Origin of the sequence: Pseudoalteromonas sp. SG43-1 (assembly GCF_014164415.1) — a bacterium.
Classification (GTDB): Bacteria; Pseudomonadota; Gammaproteobacteria; order Enterobacterales; family Alteromonadaceae; genus Pseudoalteromonas; species Pseudoalteromonas distincta.
This window is the reverse complement of record NZ_JACJFD010000012.1, coordinates 32281-47917: the sequence shown is the minus strand read 5'-3', so window position 1 is coordinate 47917 and position 15637 is coordinate 32281. Positions and strand designations below refer to the sequence as shown.

Here is a 15637-nt window from a genome sequence, read left to right as displayed (position 1 = left end):
ATTTGTCTTTCATTTAGGCAACACTTTTTTACACACACGCGAAAACCATATCTAAAACAATAAGCTTAGATTTAAGGTTAAGTATAAAGTAGCAACAACCCAATAATATCGAGCAGCACTAATCAAAAAATTTAAAAGTGTTGTTTATGCATCGCTGTAAAAAGCTGTGTGTGGCTTTTTTATTAACAACATACATAGAGCCTCTAAAGTCTGATACACCAACAGATAGGGTGAAGACCAAAGGACCGAGATTTAACCGCCACGATGGGGGTTAAACATTGAAAGTAATAGTTCAACTCAAACCTTTATTTACTTAAATAATTAAATAAACTTGTTTAGCAAAACCATACCAAGAGTTCGGCAAATGAAATTATATAGTGTTCGAATACTAGTAACACCACTAATGTATGATTATAAAGGTTAAAAATGACGTTAAGATTAACAAACCACTTTTACTTCCAATAAACTTCATTAGATAACTAATTATTAGAACACGAAGCATATTACACTAAATCCCCCTTAAAAATCAAGGTTAAAATTCGAGCGAAGCTAATTCCTCCTCGTTTGTGGTGTTAGATTGTTATTAAAATTCAACCAATTAAACAATTAATACAGCCTAAAATAAGGCGGCTTAACACGCGCAAAATAATTTAAGCCTACTAATCTTCTATAAGCAGCTAAAATTGATTAGTAATATTTGAATTTCCCGTGTATACCCCTGTATTAATAATTAACAAAAGTTATACTTTCTAAACAAACCGTCATAAATAAGGAATTCTTAATCTATGTCAGCAATTTACATAGCCGGTATCGCACTTTGCTCTGTGCTTGCCCAATGGGTCGCGTGGGCTTTTAGAGTGCCCGCTATTCTTTTCTTATTGCTTACTGGTCTTTTACTTGGGCCATTTAGTGGTGTTTTAGACCCTGATGCATTGTTAGGTGATTTACTGTTTCCAGTTGTATCACTAAGTGTTGCCATCATTTTATTTGAAGGATCCTTAACTCTGCATTTCAGAGAGCTAAAAGGAATCGGAAAAGTTGTAAGGAACCTTTGCTCCATCGGCATGCTTACTACCTGTATTATTATTAGCCTCAGCGCCTATTGGTTGCTTGAACTTAATTGGCGTGTAGCTGCGGTATTAGGTGCAGTGCTAGTTGTAACAGGCCCTACTGTTATAGCACCGCTATTAAACTCAATGCGCCCAACACAAGACATTGACCGCATACTTCGATGGGAAGGTATTGTAATAGACCCGATCGGCGCATTATTCGCTGTATTAGTATTTGAAGCCGTAATGCTGGTAGGCCAAGGCGAAGTATTTAGCCACACTATTATTGCTTTAGTTAAAACCCTAGGTGTTGGATTAAGTATTGGTGTTGCTGCTGGTTGGTTAACAACACTATTAATGCGCCGCGAGTGGCTACCATTTGAATTACATAAGTTTGGTATATTGGCATTAGTACTCATTAGTTTTTCTGTATCAAACTATTTAAGCCATGAATCAGGCCTATTAGCAGTGACTGTATTTGGTATTTGGCTTGCTAACCAAGACGATTTAGAAATAGATTCTGTACTTGAGTTCAAAGAAGACTTGTCGATGATATTAATATCAACGCTGTTTATTTTACTTGCAGCACGCTTACAGCTCTCTGATTTAATGATGCTCGACAGCGATGTATTTATATTTTTAGCTATCGTGCTTTTTGTTGCTCGTCCACTGTGTATTGCTATTTCGACCTTTGGTACTGATTTACCAATGAAGTCTCGTTTGGTACTTGCCTGGATAGCTCCACGCGGTATAGTCGCCGCAGCCGTTGGGTCGGTATTTGCGCTTAGCATGATGGAGTCTGGTGTTGCTGATGCTGAAAAAATGGTACCTCTTATATTTACAGTAATTATAATTACCGTTGTACTACAGAGCTTAACCGCCATTCCTGTCGCCAAGCTATTAGGTGTACGCCAGCCATCGCCAAATACAATATTAATTATTGGTGCAAACCATGTATCGCGTGCAATCGGCCGAGGCTTACAAGAGCAAAACATTCCGGTTCACCTGTCAGATCCTGCATGGGAAAACTGCAGAATGGCACGTATGGATGGTTTAGCTTGTTATTATGGTAACCCGCAATCAGAGCATGCTGAACGCTACTTACCTCTAACAACGATTCGTAGTGTATTAGCATTATCGCCAAATCGTCATCATAATGCGTTAGGTGTTCAATACTTTTCGCATTTACTTAATGAGAAAAATGTATTTTCGCTACGCTCATCAACGTCGCATGCAAAAGCAAATAAAGACAGCGCAACGTTTTTATCTAGACAAATACTGTTTGGAGACGAAGGCTCGTATGCACGTTTAAGCAGTATTATAGCTAAAGGCGGTAAGGTTAGTTCAACACGTATCTCGGATGAGTTTAGCTGGGAACAATACTTAGAAATGAACCCTGAGGCTATCCCTTTATTTATTCTCAAAGGTGATAAAGACAGTGATGACGATACACCAATTAAGCTAAGACCGTTTACAATCAACATGGAAAAACCGCCGCAAGAAGGCGAACGCGTTGTTGCTTTACAGCCGCCTAAAATGTCAGTTTTAAAAGACCCGCAAACAAAGGCTAAAGAAGACAGTTAAATACTTTTACAGTCTGTAAAAACTAAAAAACCCTAACTTAAAAAGTTAGGGTTTTGTTTTTAACAGCCATTAAATAGGAAGGCGAGCTCGAGCAACCACACTATCTGGCATTTTTTGCGCTAACTTAGTCAGCGCTCGCTCAATTTTTCTATGAGTCGCTTTATCTGCCACCATAGAATTAAATAGCCAACGATAGGCATCTTCAAAATCACGCGGGCTGCCATAACCATCATTAAATAATTTAACTAAACGTAGCTGTGCTTTTAAATTGCCTTGCGACGAGGCTTCACGCAAATAGGTAATTGCCATTGCTTTATCTTGCTGAACTAAGCGACCAGTGTCGTAGTATCGTCCCAATTGCTCTAGCGCTGCCGCTAAGCCTTGCTCAGCTGCTTTTCGCATGTAATACACACCTAACTCTACATTGCGATCAACGCACACGTTATAAGCCAGCATATCGCCGTATAAAAATTGATAAGACGGCAATGCCATTTTATTGGCTCGTGCTTCTATATCTTGCACCAACTGGCAATCATCTGCCTTTACGCGCGCTAAATGCGTATTTTTATTTATTAACGCAATTAGCTCTGATTCTGTATATAGCGGCACAGCAGCAGGGCTTTCTGTAGCTAAGCTGTTGGTTGCTATAAATAAAGACAGCGGTATTAACGAAAGCCTTAGTACGCAATTACGATTAAATAAACGCATGTTCACCACTTATATAAATAAACTTATTAAATAATATACAAAGATCGTTCCAAGGTGAATTTTAGACACAAAAAAAGCTGCACGAAGCAGCTTTTTTTAATCTAATGGTAATTACGCAAACGGATTGCGAAGCACCATAGTTTCTACACGGTCAGGACCTGTAGAAATAATATCAATTGGAACACCCGTAATTTCTTCAATACGTTTGATGTAGTCAATCGCAGCTTTTGGTAAACCGTCAAGACTAGTTACACCAACAGTGTTTTCTGACCAACCTGGCATTTCTTCGTATACTGGTGTTACTTTATCGTAACCTTCAGCCGCTAATGGTGTTACGTTAGTAACTGTGCCATCTTCAAGCTTGTAACCAGTACAGATTTTAAGTGTTTCTAAGCCATCTAAAACATCAAGCTTAGTTAAACAAAAACCTGAAATACTGTTGATTTGAACTGCACGGCGCATAGCCACTGCATCTAACCAACCAGTACGACGAAGTCGACCTGTTGTAGCGCCAAACTCATGGCCTTTATCACCTAGGTGCTTACCAACTGGATCTTGTTTATCAAGACCGTCGTAAAGCTCTGTAGGGAAAGGACCTGAACCAACACGTGTCGTGTACGCTTTAATAATACCTAAAACGTAATCAAGGTTTAATGGACCAAAACCTGCACCAGTCGCAACGCCACCAGCGGTAGTGTTTGAAGATGTTACATAAGGGTAAGTACCGTGATCTATATCAAGTAACGTACCTTGTGCACCTTCAAATAAAATGTTTTCGCCTGCTAAACGCGTTTGATCTAAAAGCTCAGTTACATCTACAACCATTGCTTTTAAGATATCAGCAACAGCCATTGCATCATCAAACGTTTTTTGGAAATCTACAGCATCTACTTTGTAGTAGTTAACTAAAGTGAAGTTGTGGTACTCAAGCACTTCTTTTAATTTAGCTGCAAATACTTCAGGATTAAATAAATCGCCTACGCGTAAACCACGACGTGCTACTTTATCTTCGTACGCAGGACCGATTCCACGGCCAGTTGTACCAATAGGCTTATCGCCACGAGCTGTTTCGCGGGCTACATCTAATGCAACATGGAAAGGCAAGATTAGCGGACATGCTTCACTTATTAAAAGACGCTCGCGTACTGGTACGCCGCGCTCTTCAAGCATGCCAATTTCTCTCATTAGCGCTTCTGGTGATAAAACTACACCATTACCAATCACACATTTAACATTGTCACGTAATACACCCGATGGAATAAGGTGTAGAACCGTCTTTTCACCTTCGATAACTAAAGTATGACCCGCATTGTGGCCACCTTGATAACGAACTACTAAAGATGCTTTGTCTGTAAGGAGATCAACTACCTTACCCTTTCCTTCGTCACCCCATTGGGTGCCTAATACAACAACGTTTTTACCCATCGTAAATTCACTTAGAGAAAATTAGGACGAGATTTTACCAGAAAACTAAAGTAAAGATCACCCCTGTTCAGCTTATTTTTTCTGCGGGCAATTGTTATATCCAAATATTGACCAATAACCACATAAATAACAGTGATTTAACGCACTAGTTTGTATTTAACAAAAAGCCCCGCAAATGCGAGGCTTTTTAACTTTTAAATAATTAACGTAAAGTCTATTGAGCTTTAGCGCCTTTCATATATTGGAAGAAGTCGCTATCTGGTGAAAGCACCATAACATCTTGCTTATCTTTAAAAGTCTTTTTGTAAGCTTCAAGTGAACGTACAAAACTAAAGAACTCAGGGTCTTTGTTATACGCATTAGCATAAATGCCTGCAGCATCAGCATCGCCTTGACCACGTACAGAACGTGCATTACGCTCAGCATCAGCAAGCATTACAGTTACTCGACGGTCAACTCCCGCACGAATAGTCTCTGCTTTTTCCTGACCTTCAGAACGGTGCTCTTTTGCAACCGCAGTACGCTCAGCGCGCATACGTTGGTAAATAGAGCTACTCACTTCTTGTGGTAAGTTGATTTGCTTAACACGTACGTCTAGTACTTCAATACCTAGCTCACGTGCACTTTCAGAAGCTTGTACTAACGCTTCTTCCATCAACTCGCTACGCTCACCTGATACAATTTCGCGAATTGTACGTGTACCAAAGTTTGTACGAAGACCATTGTTTACTTTTTGCTTAAGTAGCGTTTCAGCATATTGCTTATCGCCACGAGCACGTAAGTAAAAAGCACTAAAGTCATTAACTCGCCATTTTACAAACGAATCAACAATTAAGTCTTTTTTCTCGCTAGTAACAAAGCGATCTGGCGCACCATCTAGCGTTTGAATACGTGCATCAATACGACGTACTTGGCTAAAAAATGGTACTTTAAATTGTAGGCCTGGGCCATATACAATCGCTTTGTCGTCGCTATCTTTTTGTACTTTACTGAATAACATTACAATTGCTTTTTGCCCTTCAGGTACAACAAATACCGATGAGAAAGACATAACAATGGCAGCTAATAGTATTACTAAACTAAAGTTTTTCATTATGATTATCTCCCATCATTGAAGCGGTCGTTGTTAAAGCGGTCATTGCCACTATTAACAGAGCTATTGCGCGACGTATTAACTTTATTACGTAAGTCTTGAATATCACTTGAACTTGGAAGTGCAACTCGTGTTGCGGTTCCTTGCTTGTCCATGATTTTATCAAGAGGTAAATACATCATGTTATTGCCGCCTTTAACATCAACCAATATTTTAGAACTACTCCCTAACACTTCTTCCATTGCATCAATGTATAAGCGCTCACGAGTAACTTCTTTAGCTGCTTGATATTCAGGTAAAAGCTTTTCAAAGCGAGCTACCTCACCTTGTGCTTCCAATGTAATGCGCTCTTGATAACCTTCCGCTTCTTGAGTCATACGCGTTACTTGACCACGAGCACGCGGTTCAATTTCACGAGCATATGCTTCTGCTTCACGGATGAAACGTTCTTCATCTTCTTGTGCAGCAATTGCATCATCAAATGCATCTTTAACTTCAGTTGGTGGACGAGAGTCTTTAAAGTTCACGTCAGTAACAATTAAACCTAAGTTATATGGTTCGATAATCTTATTAAGCTCATCCCATGTATTTTGACGAACAACCTCACGGCCATTAGTTAATACTTGGTCCATTTTTGCATGGCCCACAACATAACGCAGGGCACTGTCTAGCGCTTCTTCTAAGCTACTATCAGCGTTAGTTACGCTAAATTCATAAAGGTATGGGTCAATAACACGGTATTGCACCTGAAACTCAACGCTCACGACGTTTTCGTCTTCAGTAAGCATAAAACCAGAAGCCGATAATGAACGAACAGCTTCAATATCTACTGGGATTACCGTTTCGATGAAAGTCATTTTCCAACGCAAACCAGGATCAGCAATTCGGTCATATTTACCAAATTGTAGAACCACACCACGCTCGGCTTCTTTAACCGTATAAATACCACTTAACGCCCATACAATAACGGCGATAATAAGTATGAATGAAATACCGGCTCCGCCAAGTCCACCGCCGCTACCATTGCCGGATTTTTTCCCGCCAAATAAGCCGCTGAACTTGTTACTAAACTTGCGGAACACCTCGTCTAAATCAGGTGGGCCTTGATCACGTCCGCCTTTATTATTCCACGGATCTTTGTCATTGCCATTATTACCCGGTTCATTCCAGGCCATAGCTATACTCCATTGTTATCTAAATAAATTAGGAAATTGTGTTAAATCTAACAAATCTACCGCGTTTCTCATACTAAAACCGACATTAAAACGTCAATTTTTAATTACGGTTGATAAAACCAGCAATTTCAGGACCAAATTCTTTAATTAAACGATTCCACTCAACCATTGGCATTCTAACATCTAACAGCCAATTACCTTGCTCATCAAATTGCTCTTCATGCACTGCATTTAAACTGAACAATGCAGCTCTTAAGCGACCATACAATGGCGTAAGAAATAATGTTTCGTTAAACATCTTCTTAGCTAGTAACTCACTGATAGCCTCGCTAAGTAATTCACACCCTTCACCAGTCTGAGCGCTAAGCCATACTCTTATAGGTTGACCTTCGTCATCTCGATCAATACGTGGGCTTACGTTATCCAGCGCATCAATTTTATTATAAATTAATAGCTGTGGTACTTCATCGGCCTCAATTTCTTTAAGCACCGATTGTACTTGTTCAATATTTTCTTGCAGACGTGAGTCTGCGGCATCAATTACATGTAACTGCAAATCAGCTTCGCGAGTTTCAGTAAGCGTTGCTTTAAAAGCAGCAACTAAGTCATGTGGTAGGTGACGAATAAAGCCCACTGTATCAGCTAAGATAACAGGGCCAACATCACCTAACTCAAGCTTACGTAGAGTCGGGTCAAGCGTGGCAAACAACTGATCGGCCGCGTATACATCTGAATTTGTAATTCGATTAAATAATGTAGATTTACCCGCATTGGTATAACCAACTAATGAAACTGTAGGTATTTCGTTGCGAGTACGAGCTCGCCTACCTTGTTCACGTTGCACTGCAACTTTAGCTAAACGTGCACGAATATTTTGAATACGGGCACGAAGTAATCTTCTGTCAGTTTCAAGTTGAGTTTCACCAGGACCACGTAAACCAATCCCGCCTTTTTGACGTTCAAGGTGAGTCCAGCCTCGAATTAATCGAGTCGACATATGGCGAAGTTGAGCCAATTCAACTTGCAGCTTACCCTCGTGGGTACGTGCGCGTTGGGCAAAAATATCAAGAATTAGCGTCGTTCTATCAAGCACACGACATTGACAAACGCGCTCTAAATTACGCTCTTGTGATGGCCTGAGTTGATGATTAAAAATTACGACATCTGCTTTGTGGATTTTGACAATCTCAGCTATTTCTTCTGCTTTACCGGTACCGACGAATAGTTTCGGATGTGGTGCTTGACGGCTGCCTTGCACAACCGCCAAACTACTAACACCAGCAGAAGATACCAACATTTCTAATTCGTGAAGATCTTCACGATCTCCTTCTTTAGGCAAGTCGATATGAACTAAAATTGCCTGTTCGCCGGATTCATAGCGGTCAAACAAACATTATGCTCCTAATTAAAAGTTTCCAGCTTCTGCCTCTTCAGTGTCATCACTTCCTTGAACTGCTTGGAAGTTAACTGCGCGAGCAGGGACAACTGTAGAAATTGCATGCTTATAAACCATTTGATTTACGGTGTTCTCTAGTAAAATAACAAATTGGTCAAATGACTGAATTTTGCCTTGTAATTTTATGCCATTTACCAAAAAGATTGATACTGGAATGCGCTCACGTCGTAGTGCATTCAAAAATGGGTCTTGTAACGATTGGCCTTTTGCCATGTTATTGTTCCTTCGTTCTAGGTGTTATTATAATTAAGTGGCTGAACTTATTTGATAAAAAACAATATTCAACTACTACTAGCTTAGCGAACTTACTACACGATGCAAGTTTTCTTCGTCGCCTGTTGTTAACCAAGTAACATCAGGCCAACTACGAAGCCACGTTAACTGCCGTTTTGCCAGCTGACGTGTTGCTGCGATGCCACGAAAAACCATTTCATCATGGTTTGTTTCACCCGCAAGGTAATCCCACATTTGTCTATAACCAACACAACGAATAGAAGGCATATTGGGGTGTAAATCCTCACGTAGATATAGGGTCGAAACTTCATTTTCAAACCCCTGATCAATCATTATTTTAAACCTTTCTTCAATTCGGCGGTGTAATTCACTGCGTTCTTGCGGTGCAATTGCAAATTGATGAAAAGTATAAGGTAAAGCCGGCTGTTTTTGCATTTGCAACTCAGTTATGGTCTTACCAGTTAACCTGTAAACCTCTAAAGCTCGATTAATTCTTTGTGAATCATTTTCACTTATTTTTTCGGCTGCTTTTGGGTCAACTTTAACTAATTCTTTATATAAATGAGGCCAGCCAAATTCTTTAGCTTGCGCTTCTAGCTCTGCTCTTATCTCTGTATCTGCTTCAGGTAAAGGCGATAAACCATCAATTAAAGATTTGAAGTACAGCATTGTACCTCCAACCAACACAGGTACTTTACCTTGTCTGTGAAATTCGTCAATTTTTTGCACTGCATCGCGCCTAAAATCTGCAACTGAATACGTTTCACTCGGGTCAAGTAGATCAATTAAATGATGCGGAGCTTTGGCTAATTCTTCGGCATCAGGTTTTGCTGTACCAATGTCCATACCTTTATACACTAGCGCTGAATCTACGCTGATTATTTCTGTATTTAAATGCTCGCACAGCGAGATTGCCAATGCTGTTTTACCTGCTGCAGTTGGACCCATTAAAAATATAACTGGTAAATTACTCAACACTGATACCTTAATCTAATTGCGTTAAATAGTGATTTAGCTCTATTTTAACTGCTTTTTTACGCAAGCGTTCAATAGTTTGTGGATTATTTTTTAAGCGCATTTGTTGCGCTAAAAATACATTGCTTAAATAAAATCGGGTCGGCACGCATTTCATTTGCCATTCTAACCAATTCTCTATATTTTCAAGTTTTGCTTTACACGCATCAAGTAGCTCACCTACCGCTGCACTTACGTCAAGTAAATATAAACACGCTGGCAATTTTTTAACCATTACAAATTGTTTTTCTATTACAAGTTCAAAACCAAGTAAGGTAAACCACGATTGCTGGGATTCTATAAGTAAGCAATCTTCTTTTTCTAAGTTTACTCGCACTGGTAACAAAAGGGCTTTCCCTTCTAAACTTCCGAACTCTTTAATTTGATTATGCCAATCATCAACTAATGCATATTTAAAATGTGAGCAATACAATTGCTGCTCTTCACTAAAGACACACACTCCTTCACTAACACTTATAATAGAAACAGCTTTTAAGACATTATCCACAGATATGGACTGGTGTGGTGCAGCAGATATATTGGCTGCATTATCAAAATGCGCGGCGTGTTGCTCACTCACTCCTTGATAAAACGCATTTACGTCATGATGGCTCGTACTTGGTGCAGCACGGTATGCACCGCCAACACTTCTAGTACCTGAGGACGAACTTGAGCTACCAGCACTTCCAGAGGAAGAGGGCTGTAATTGCGATTTAGGGTAATCAAACACTCCTTCGCTTTCTATATTATTAGTACTGCTATGAGACGACTCAATGAACGCTGGCGTGAGTTCTGCTGCTGTGCTCGCTGATTCGTTAGTGAATTCGCCTTGCAATGGCACTACTACCTGCTTAATAGCTTGCAATATAAAATCATGAATTAACCGCCCTTGATGAAAACGCACTTCATGCTTAGCAGGGTGAACATTTACATCAACCTGCCGAGGGTCAATATCAATATAAATGACAAAACCGGGTAATTCTTGTGTTCCACTTACTTCTTCAAATGCCTGGCGTATAGCATGCAAAATAAGCTTATCGCGCATCATGCGATTATTCACATAAGTGTACTGAGTCGTATTAGCTGAGCCTACAGGTAGCACCCAACCATGCAACTGTAAACCGCCTTCTCCTGATTGAATATGCAAACCTTGCTCGGCAAAGGCCTTGCCTGCAACTTGTGCTACGCGTGTTATAGCCTGAGAGGGATCAGTTTTGGCACGATACTGCCTTACTACTTTTTCGTTGTGAGTTAGTGTAATAGAGACATCAAAGCGACTAAGCGCAATACGCTTTATCAACTCATCAATATGGCTAAATTCAGTTTTTTCGGTGCGTAAAAATTTACGACGTGCTGGAGTATTAAAAAATAAATCTTTTACTTCAATGGTTGTGCCATCGGGATGCGCTACAGGTTTTACTTGAACGGCCATGTCGCGGCCTTCTGCAAAAGCTTGCCAAGCCGCTTCTTGCTCTTTTGGTTTTGAGCTCAGCGTTAAACGCGACACAGAACTAATTGACGCAAGTGCTTCCCCTCTAAAGCCAAGTGAGCAAATGTTTTCAAGGTCATCAAGTGATTTTAATTTACTTGTCGCGTGGCGAGAAAGTGCAAGCGTTAGCTCATCTTTACTTATCCCTGCGCCATTATCACGAATACGAATAAGTTTGTGGCCGCCGCGCTCAATATCAATTTGAATACGCGTTGCGCCAGCATCTAAGCTATTTTCAACAAGCTCTTTTACTACCGACGCTGGGCGCTCAACCACTTCGCCTGCGGCAATTTGGTTGGCTAAACGCGCGGGTAATATTTCAATATTCATGAGACTTCCTAGCAAACATTGCGCTAATAATAATGACTAACTTTGAGGTATATCGAGCTCTTGCCCAATAAATAAGGTATTAGAACTAAGCTTATTAACTTGTTTTAATTTATTGACTGTAACGCCATAGCGACTCGCTAACATACTTAAAGATTCACCGGGGCGTACTTTATGCTTTGTTGGATATTGCGACTTTAATTTAGCAAATAAAGAATCATCCGGCGGATTTTTCAAATAATAATTTTTAATTGAAGTAAATATAGCTTTAGCTAAACGCTCTTGATGATTAGGACTTTTAAGTAGCTTTTCTTCTCGCGGGTTAGATATAAACCCTGTTTCTACCAAAATAGATGGAATATCTGGTGATTTTAGTACTGCAAGGCTCGCATGCTGGGGATCTTTTTTATGCAGTTTGGCAACCTTACGAAGCTCTTTAACCACTTCATCAGCTACATTTAAGCCAGTTTTCATAGAGTGGTCCATCGACATATCAAGCAACGCTTGTGCTAGATATTTTTCATTGGCGGCATCTTTCATTACATCAGCAGCGCCACCTAAAAGCTCGGAGTGTTTTTCTTTATCTTCTATCCATTTACCTATTTCTGAATTAGCACGTCTTAATGACAAAACCCACACAGAGGCACCATTTGGCCCAGGGCTTGTAAATGCATCAGCATGAATAGAAACAAAAAAATCTGCCTTTTTTTCACGGGCTCGATTAGTACGGGTATTTAATTTTACAAAATAGTCACCGCTTCGTACCATGCGCGAAATCATGCCACGTTCGCCATCAATCATGCGCTCTAAACGTTTCGCAATTTGCAGTGTAACTGTTTTTTCGTAGGTGCCTGATGGCCCAATTGAACCAGGATCTTCGCCGCCATGCCCCGCATCAATTGCAATAACAATGTCGCGTTCTTGGCTTAGTTGACGGTTTTTAGCGGCTGTTTGAGCAGGAGAAACAACTGTAGTAGCTTTGCTTTTATTGTATAAATCAACAACGAGTCTATTTTTATAAGGGCCTGTAGGTGCGAGGGCAAATACCACTGGCTTTATTGGCGCACTTAATTCAAATACTAAACGTACGCTTTGTTTATTTTTAGGTTTTGAGTAACGTAATTTGCTTACTATTTGATGTTTCGGGGGCACACCTGGCAATGTTTTTAACTCGCTAGTATTTTCTAAATCAATCACTAGGCGGCTAGGGTTTTTAAGCATGAAATAGCTAAAGTCGGGCTTATCATTTAAATCAAATACCACGCGCGTACTATCTGGAGACGGCCATACACGCACACTATTGATTGTGTTTTTAGCCCATAGCGGCAAGCTTATGGTGATAACCATAAGATAAATAAAAAGTTTAACTACACCTCGGCTCATTGGATAATTACTGCCTTAACTATATTATTATTGATTATTTAGTTTTTCGACAATTGCTATACCGCGCTCACTCGCACTATTTATAACAATTTTACGTTCGTTACCCACATAGCTTAGAGTAATATCTAAATCAGGCACAGGAATAAATTCACCACCCTTTTCAGGCCATTCAACAACACAAATTGCGTCTGCTGAGAAATAATCGCGTATTCCCATGTATTCGAGTTCTTCAGGATCACCTAAGCGGTATAAGTCAAAATGATAAACATTTGCACGCTCAAGCTCATAAGGTTCTACTAGTGTATAGGTCGGGCTTTTAACCTTACCTGTATGGCCAAAGCCTTGCACTACACCTCGTGTAAACGTTGTTTTACCAGCACCTAAATCACCATGTAAATAAATAACCGCACCTTGCTCTATAATATCAGCAACGCGATTACCCATTGTAACCGTGGCAATCTCATCAGTTAAATGAAATTCAAAACTACGCGTCATTATTACCTCAAAAATTCATTCAAAAGCGCATATTTGCTAATCATACCAGAATATTCATTTAAGGCGATAAATTGAGGTTTTAGACATAAAAAAACCAGACAAGCGAATGATTAAGTTATATTTGAATATCTATTTTCGATACCTTAAAACTGTAACATTGAAATAAAGTAAGAGAAAAGTAACGCTACGGCTTATATGCCTATAGCAAGTATTAAAGTTACTGAGATATGTAAGCTTATAATCAAACTTTTATGATTCAGCCACTAGTTCTGATACTAAAAAATATATAGCAACAACGGAGTTGATGACACAAACCAGAAAACTACCCTGCATGCTTTTGTATTTCTGATAAAAAGATAATACCAATTCGCTTAATTAAGTGATCTATTTTGAGGCTGGAAAAACGTGTTGATAGCTAGGCAGAAATTCGCTATTTAGTTGTTCTAAATGAGCATTTTTTAAAGCAGGTAGCGACACGTTTAGCCCCACAAAATGATTAAGTATTATTGCGGATTGGTATAAGTCCTAAATGTGTAAACACGTTTCAAGACAAGGCAGTTCCAGAAAACAAAAAGCCCCGGCTAATGCCAGGGCTTTTTTACAAAACTAACTTAATTAAAAATTAAGCTTGTTTTGGACTAGAAATAACGTCTACTAAAGTCCAAGATTTATTCTTAGAAATTGGTGCGCATTCACGGATAGTAACTACGTCACCCGCTTTTGCTGTGTTATTTTCGTCATGTACGTGTAACTTAGTCGTACGTTTAATGAATTTCCCATAGATTGGGTGCTTCACATAACGTGCGATAGCGATAGTGAAAGATTTTTCCATCTTGTCGCTGATTACACGGCCTTGAAGAGTACGAATTTTATCGCTCATTATTGACCTGCCTTCTGGTTAATAACTGTTTTTACACGCGCGATATCGCGGCGTACTGTTCTTAGCGTGTGTGTCTGAGCTAACTGACCAGTGCTAGCTTGCATGCGCATATTAAATTGCTCACGAAGTAGTCCTAGAAGTTCAGCATTAAGCTCTTCTACGCTTTTATCTTTTAGTTCGCTAGCTTTCATCACATTACCGTCCGAGTTACGAAAGTTGTTTTGAATGGCAGTTTACGAGCAGCAAGGTCAAACGCTTCACGAGCAAGCTCTTCTGAAACACCTTCCATTTCGTAAAGTACTTTACCAGGCTGAATTTCAGCAACCCAATATTCAACAGAACCTTTACCTTTACCCATACGAACTTCAAGAGGTTTTTCTGTAATCGGTTTGTCAGGGAAGACACGAATCCAGATTTTACCTTGACGTTTCACGTGACGCGTCATAGCACGACGAGCTGCTTCGATTTGACGAGCAGTCATACGGCCACGGCCAGTTGCTTTCAATCCGAAAGTACCGAAGCTTACTTTGTTACCGTTTTGCGCTAAACCGCGGTTGCGGCCTTTGTGCATTTTACGGAATTTTGTACGTTTTGGCTGTAACATTACTCGCTACCTCTACTTAGCACTTTTCTTGGCTTTCTTTGGTGCGCGTTTAGCTGGCTTCTCTTGCTCTTGTACTAGTGGTAAACCACCAATAACTTCGCCTTTGAAGATCCAAACTTTAACACCAATGATACCATAAGTGGTTAAGGCTTCAGAAGTTGCGTAATCGATATCAGCACGAAGAGTATGTAGAGGTACACGACCTTCACGATACCATTCTGAACGTGCGATTTCAGCGCCGCCAAGACGACCGCTAACTTCAACTTTAATCCCTTTAGAACCGATGCGCATTGCATTTTGTACCGAACGCTTCATAGCGCGACGGAACATAACACGACGTTCTAGTTGAGAGGCAATGCCGTCTGCTACTAGTTGTGCATCTAGTTCTGGTTTACGTACTTCAGAGATATTAATCTGAGCAGGTACACCAGCGATTTTAGTTACCGCTTGACGTAATTTTTCTACGTCTTCGCCTTTTTTACCGATAACAACACCCGGACGAGCCGTGTGAATTGTTACTCGGATTGATTTTGCTGGACGCTCAATAACGATTTTAGACACAGAAGCCGTTTTTAATTCCTTAGTAAGGAATGTACGAACTTTGTGATCGCCAAAAAGCTGTGCAGAGAAATCTTTTGAACTCGCGTACCAGGTAGAAACCCAAGGTTTAGATATACCTAGGCGAATACCAGTAGGATGAACTTTTTGTCCCATTACTTAT

The 15637-nt window shown here is 40.0% G+C and carries 15 protein-coding genes; 1 reads left to right on the top strand and 14 read right to left on the bottom strand.

Going from position 1 to position 15637, the window contains the following annotated elements; genetic code table 11:
- Positions 1–785 precede the first annotated feature (785 nt).
- Positions 786–2633, top strand: coding sequence for a sodium:proton antiporter (locus H5159_RS10340; RefSeq protein WP_002957877.1), 1848 nt, complete (start codon positions 786–788; stop codon positions 2631–2633).
- 69 nt (positions 2634–2702) lie between these two features.
- Here the strand turns inward: H5159_RS10340 and H5159_RS10335 are convergent, their stop codons facing one another.
- The 14 genes from H5159_RS10335 to rpsC all read right to left on the bottom strand — a co-directional run bounded on the left by H5159_RS10335 (position 2703) and on the right by rpsC (position 15630).
- Positions 2703–3341 carry a tetratricopeptide repeat protein gene (locus tag H5159_RS10335; RefSeq protein ID WP_039489024.1) on the bottom strand — a complete coding sequence of 213 codons (639 nt, stop codon included), beginning with the start codon at positions 3339–3341 and terminating at the stop codon, positions 2703–2705.
- Positions 3342–3452: 111 nt separating this feature from the next.
- A complete protein-coding gene (locus H5159_RS10330; protein WP_024597266.1) occupies positions 3453–4766 on the bottom strand; it encodes an adenylosuccinate synthase in 1314 nt (437 codons plus the stop codon).
- A gap of 214 nt (positions 4767–4980) precedes the next feature.
- Positions 4981–5859, bottom strand: a complete 879-nt coding sequence (hflC, locus tag H5159_RS10325) for a protease modulator HflC (protein ID WP_002957880.1) — start codon at positions 5857–5859, stop codon at positions 4981–4983.
- A gap of 5 nt (positions 5860–5864) precedes the next feature.
- Complete coding sequence (gene hflK / locus H5159_RS10320; RefSeq protein ID WP_002957881.1) at positions 5865–7034, bottom strand: FtsH protease activity modulator HflK; 1170 nt, start codon at positions 7032–7034, stop codon at positions 5865–5867.
- Between the two features lie 100 nt (positions 7035–7134).
- On the bottom strand, positions 7135–8424 hold the full coding sequence (gene hflX, locus H5159_RS10315) for a ribosome rescue GTPase HflX (RefSeq protein ID WP_024597267.1): 1290 nt from the start codon (positions 8422–8424) through the stop codon (positions 7135–7137).
- A 15-nt stretch (positions 8425–8439) separates the two neighbouring features.
- Positions 8440–8703 carry an RNA chaperone Hfq gene (gene hfq, locus H5159_RS10310; protein ID WP_002957883.1) on the bottom strand — a complete coding sequence of 88 codons (264 nt, stop codon included), beginning with the start codon at positions 8701–8703 and terminating at the stop codon, positions 8440–8442.
- Between the two features lie 78 nt (positions 8704–8781).
- Positions 8782–9699 carry a tRNA (adenosine(37)-N6)-dimethylallyltransferase MiaA gene (gene miaA / locus H5159_RS10305; protein WP_182724387.1) on the bottom strand — a complete coding sequence of 306 codons (918 nt, stop codon included), beginning with the start codon at positions 9697–9699 and terminating at the stop codon, positions 8782–8784.
- Positions 9700–9709: 10 nt separating this feature from the next.
- Positions 9710–11557, bottom strand: coding sequence for a DNA mismatch repair endonuclease MutL (gene mutL / locus H5159_RS10300; RefSeq protein ID WP_182724388.1), 1848 nt, complete (start codon positions 11555–11557; stop codon positions 9710–9712).
- 36 nt (positions 11558–11593) lie between these two features.
- A complete protein-coding gene (locus tag H5159_RS10295; RefSeq protein WP_182780239.1) occupies positions 11594–12937 on the bottom strand; it encodes an N-acetylmuramoyl-L-alanine amidase in 1344 nt (447 codons plus the stop codon).
- Positions 12938–12964: 27 nt separating this feature from the next.
- Entirely contained in the window at positions 12965–13432 is a 468-nt protein-coding gene (gene tsaE, locus H5159_RS10290; protein WP_182712012.1) for a tRNA (adenosine(37)-N6)-threonylcarbamoyltransferase complex ATPase subunit type 1 TsaE, read from the bottom strand.
- A gap of 622 nt (positions 13433–14054) precedes the next feature.
- Positions 14055–14312, bottom strand: coding sequence for a 30S ribosomal protein S17 (gene rpsQ, locus H5159_RS10285; protein WP_002957888.1), 258 nt, complete (start codon positions 14310–14312; stop codon positions 14055–14057).
- A complete protein-coding gene (gene rpmC / locus H5159_RS10280; RefSeq protein WP_002957889.1) occupies positions 14312–14503 on the bottom strand; it encodes a 50S ribosomal protein L29 in 192 nt (63 codons plus the stop codon). The genes rpsQ and rpmC overlap by 1 nt, the downstream gene beginning before the upstream one ends.
- Positions 14503–14916 (bottom strand): 50S ribosomal protein L16, encoded by a 414-nt coding sequence (gene rplP, locus H5159_RS10275; protein ID WP_002957890.1) that lies wholly within the window; start codon positions 14914–14916, stop codon positions 14503–14505. The genes rpmC and rplP overlap by 1 nt, the downstream gene beginning before the upstream one ends.
- A gap of 12 nt (positions 14917–14928) precedes the next feature.
- Positions 14929–15630 carry a 30S ribosomal protein S3 gene (gene rpsC, locus H5159_RS10270; protein ID WP_002957891.1) on the bottom strand — a complete coding sequence of 234 codons (702 nt, stop codon included), beginning with the start codon at positions 15628–15630 and terminating at the stop codon, positions 14929–14931.
- Between the last annotated feature and the right edge of the window lie 7 nt (positions 15631–15637).

Coding starts and splice junctions, on each gene's coding strand:
- hflC (WP_002957880.1), bottom strand. CDS start 5,859: ATGAAAAACTTTAGTTTAGTAATACTATTAGCTGCCATTGTTATGTCT.
- rpsC (WP_002957891.1), bottom strand. CDS start 15,630: ATGGGACAAAAAGTTCATCCTACTGGTATTCGCCTAGGTATATCTAAA.
- mutL (WP_182724388.1), bottom strand. CDS start 11,557: ATGAATATTGAAATATTACCCGCGCGTTTAGCCAACCAAATTGCCGCA.
- H5159_RS10295 (WP_182780239.1), bottom strand. CDS start 12,937: ATGAGCCGAGGTGTAGTTAAACTTTTTATTTATCTTATGGTTATCACC.
- rplP (WP_002957890.1), bottom strand. CDS start 14,916: ATGTTACAGCCAAAACGTACAAAATTCCGTAAAATGCACAAAGGCCGC.
- H5159_RS10335 (WP_039489024.1), bottom strand. CDS start 3,341: ATGCGTTTATTTAATCGTAATTGCGTACTAAGGCTTTCGTTAATACCG.
- tsaE (WP_182712012.1), bottom strand. CDS start 13,432: ATGACGCGTAGTTTTGAATTTCATTTAACTGATGAGATTGCCACGGTT.
- hfq (WP_002957883.1), bottom strand. CDS start 8,703: ATGGCAAAAGGCCAATCGTTACAAGACCCATTTTTGAATGCACTACGA.
- hflK (WP_002957881.1), bottom strand. CDS start 7,034: ATGGCCTGGAATGAACCGGGTAATAATGGCAATGACAAAGATCCGTGG.
- H5159_RS10330 (WP_024597266.1), bottom strand. CDS start 4,766: ATGGGTAAAAACGTTGTTGTATTAGGCACCCAATGGGGTGACGAAGGA.
- rpsQ (WP_002957888.1), bottom strand. CDS start 14,312: ATGAGCGATAAAATTCGTACTCTTCAAGGCCGTGTAATCAGCGACAAG.
- rpmC (WP_002957889.1), bottom strand. CDS start 14,503: ATGAAAGCTAGCGAACTAAAAGATAAAAGCGTAGAAGAGCTTAATGCT.
- H5159_RS10340 (WP_002957877.1), top strand. CDS start 786: ATGTCAGCAATTTACATAGCCGGTATCGCACTTTGCTCTGTGCTTGCC.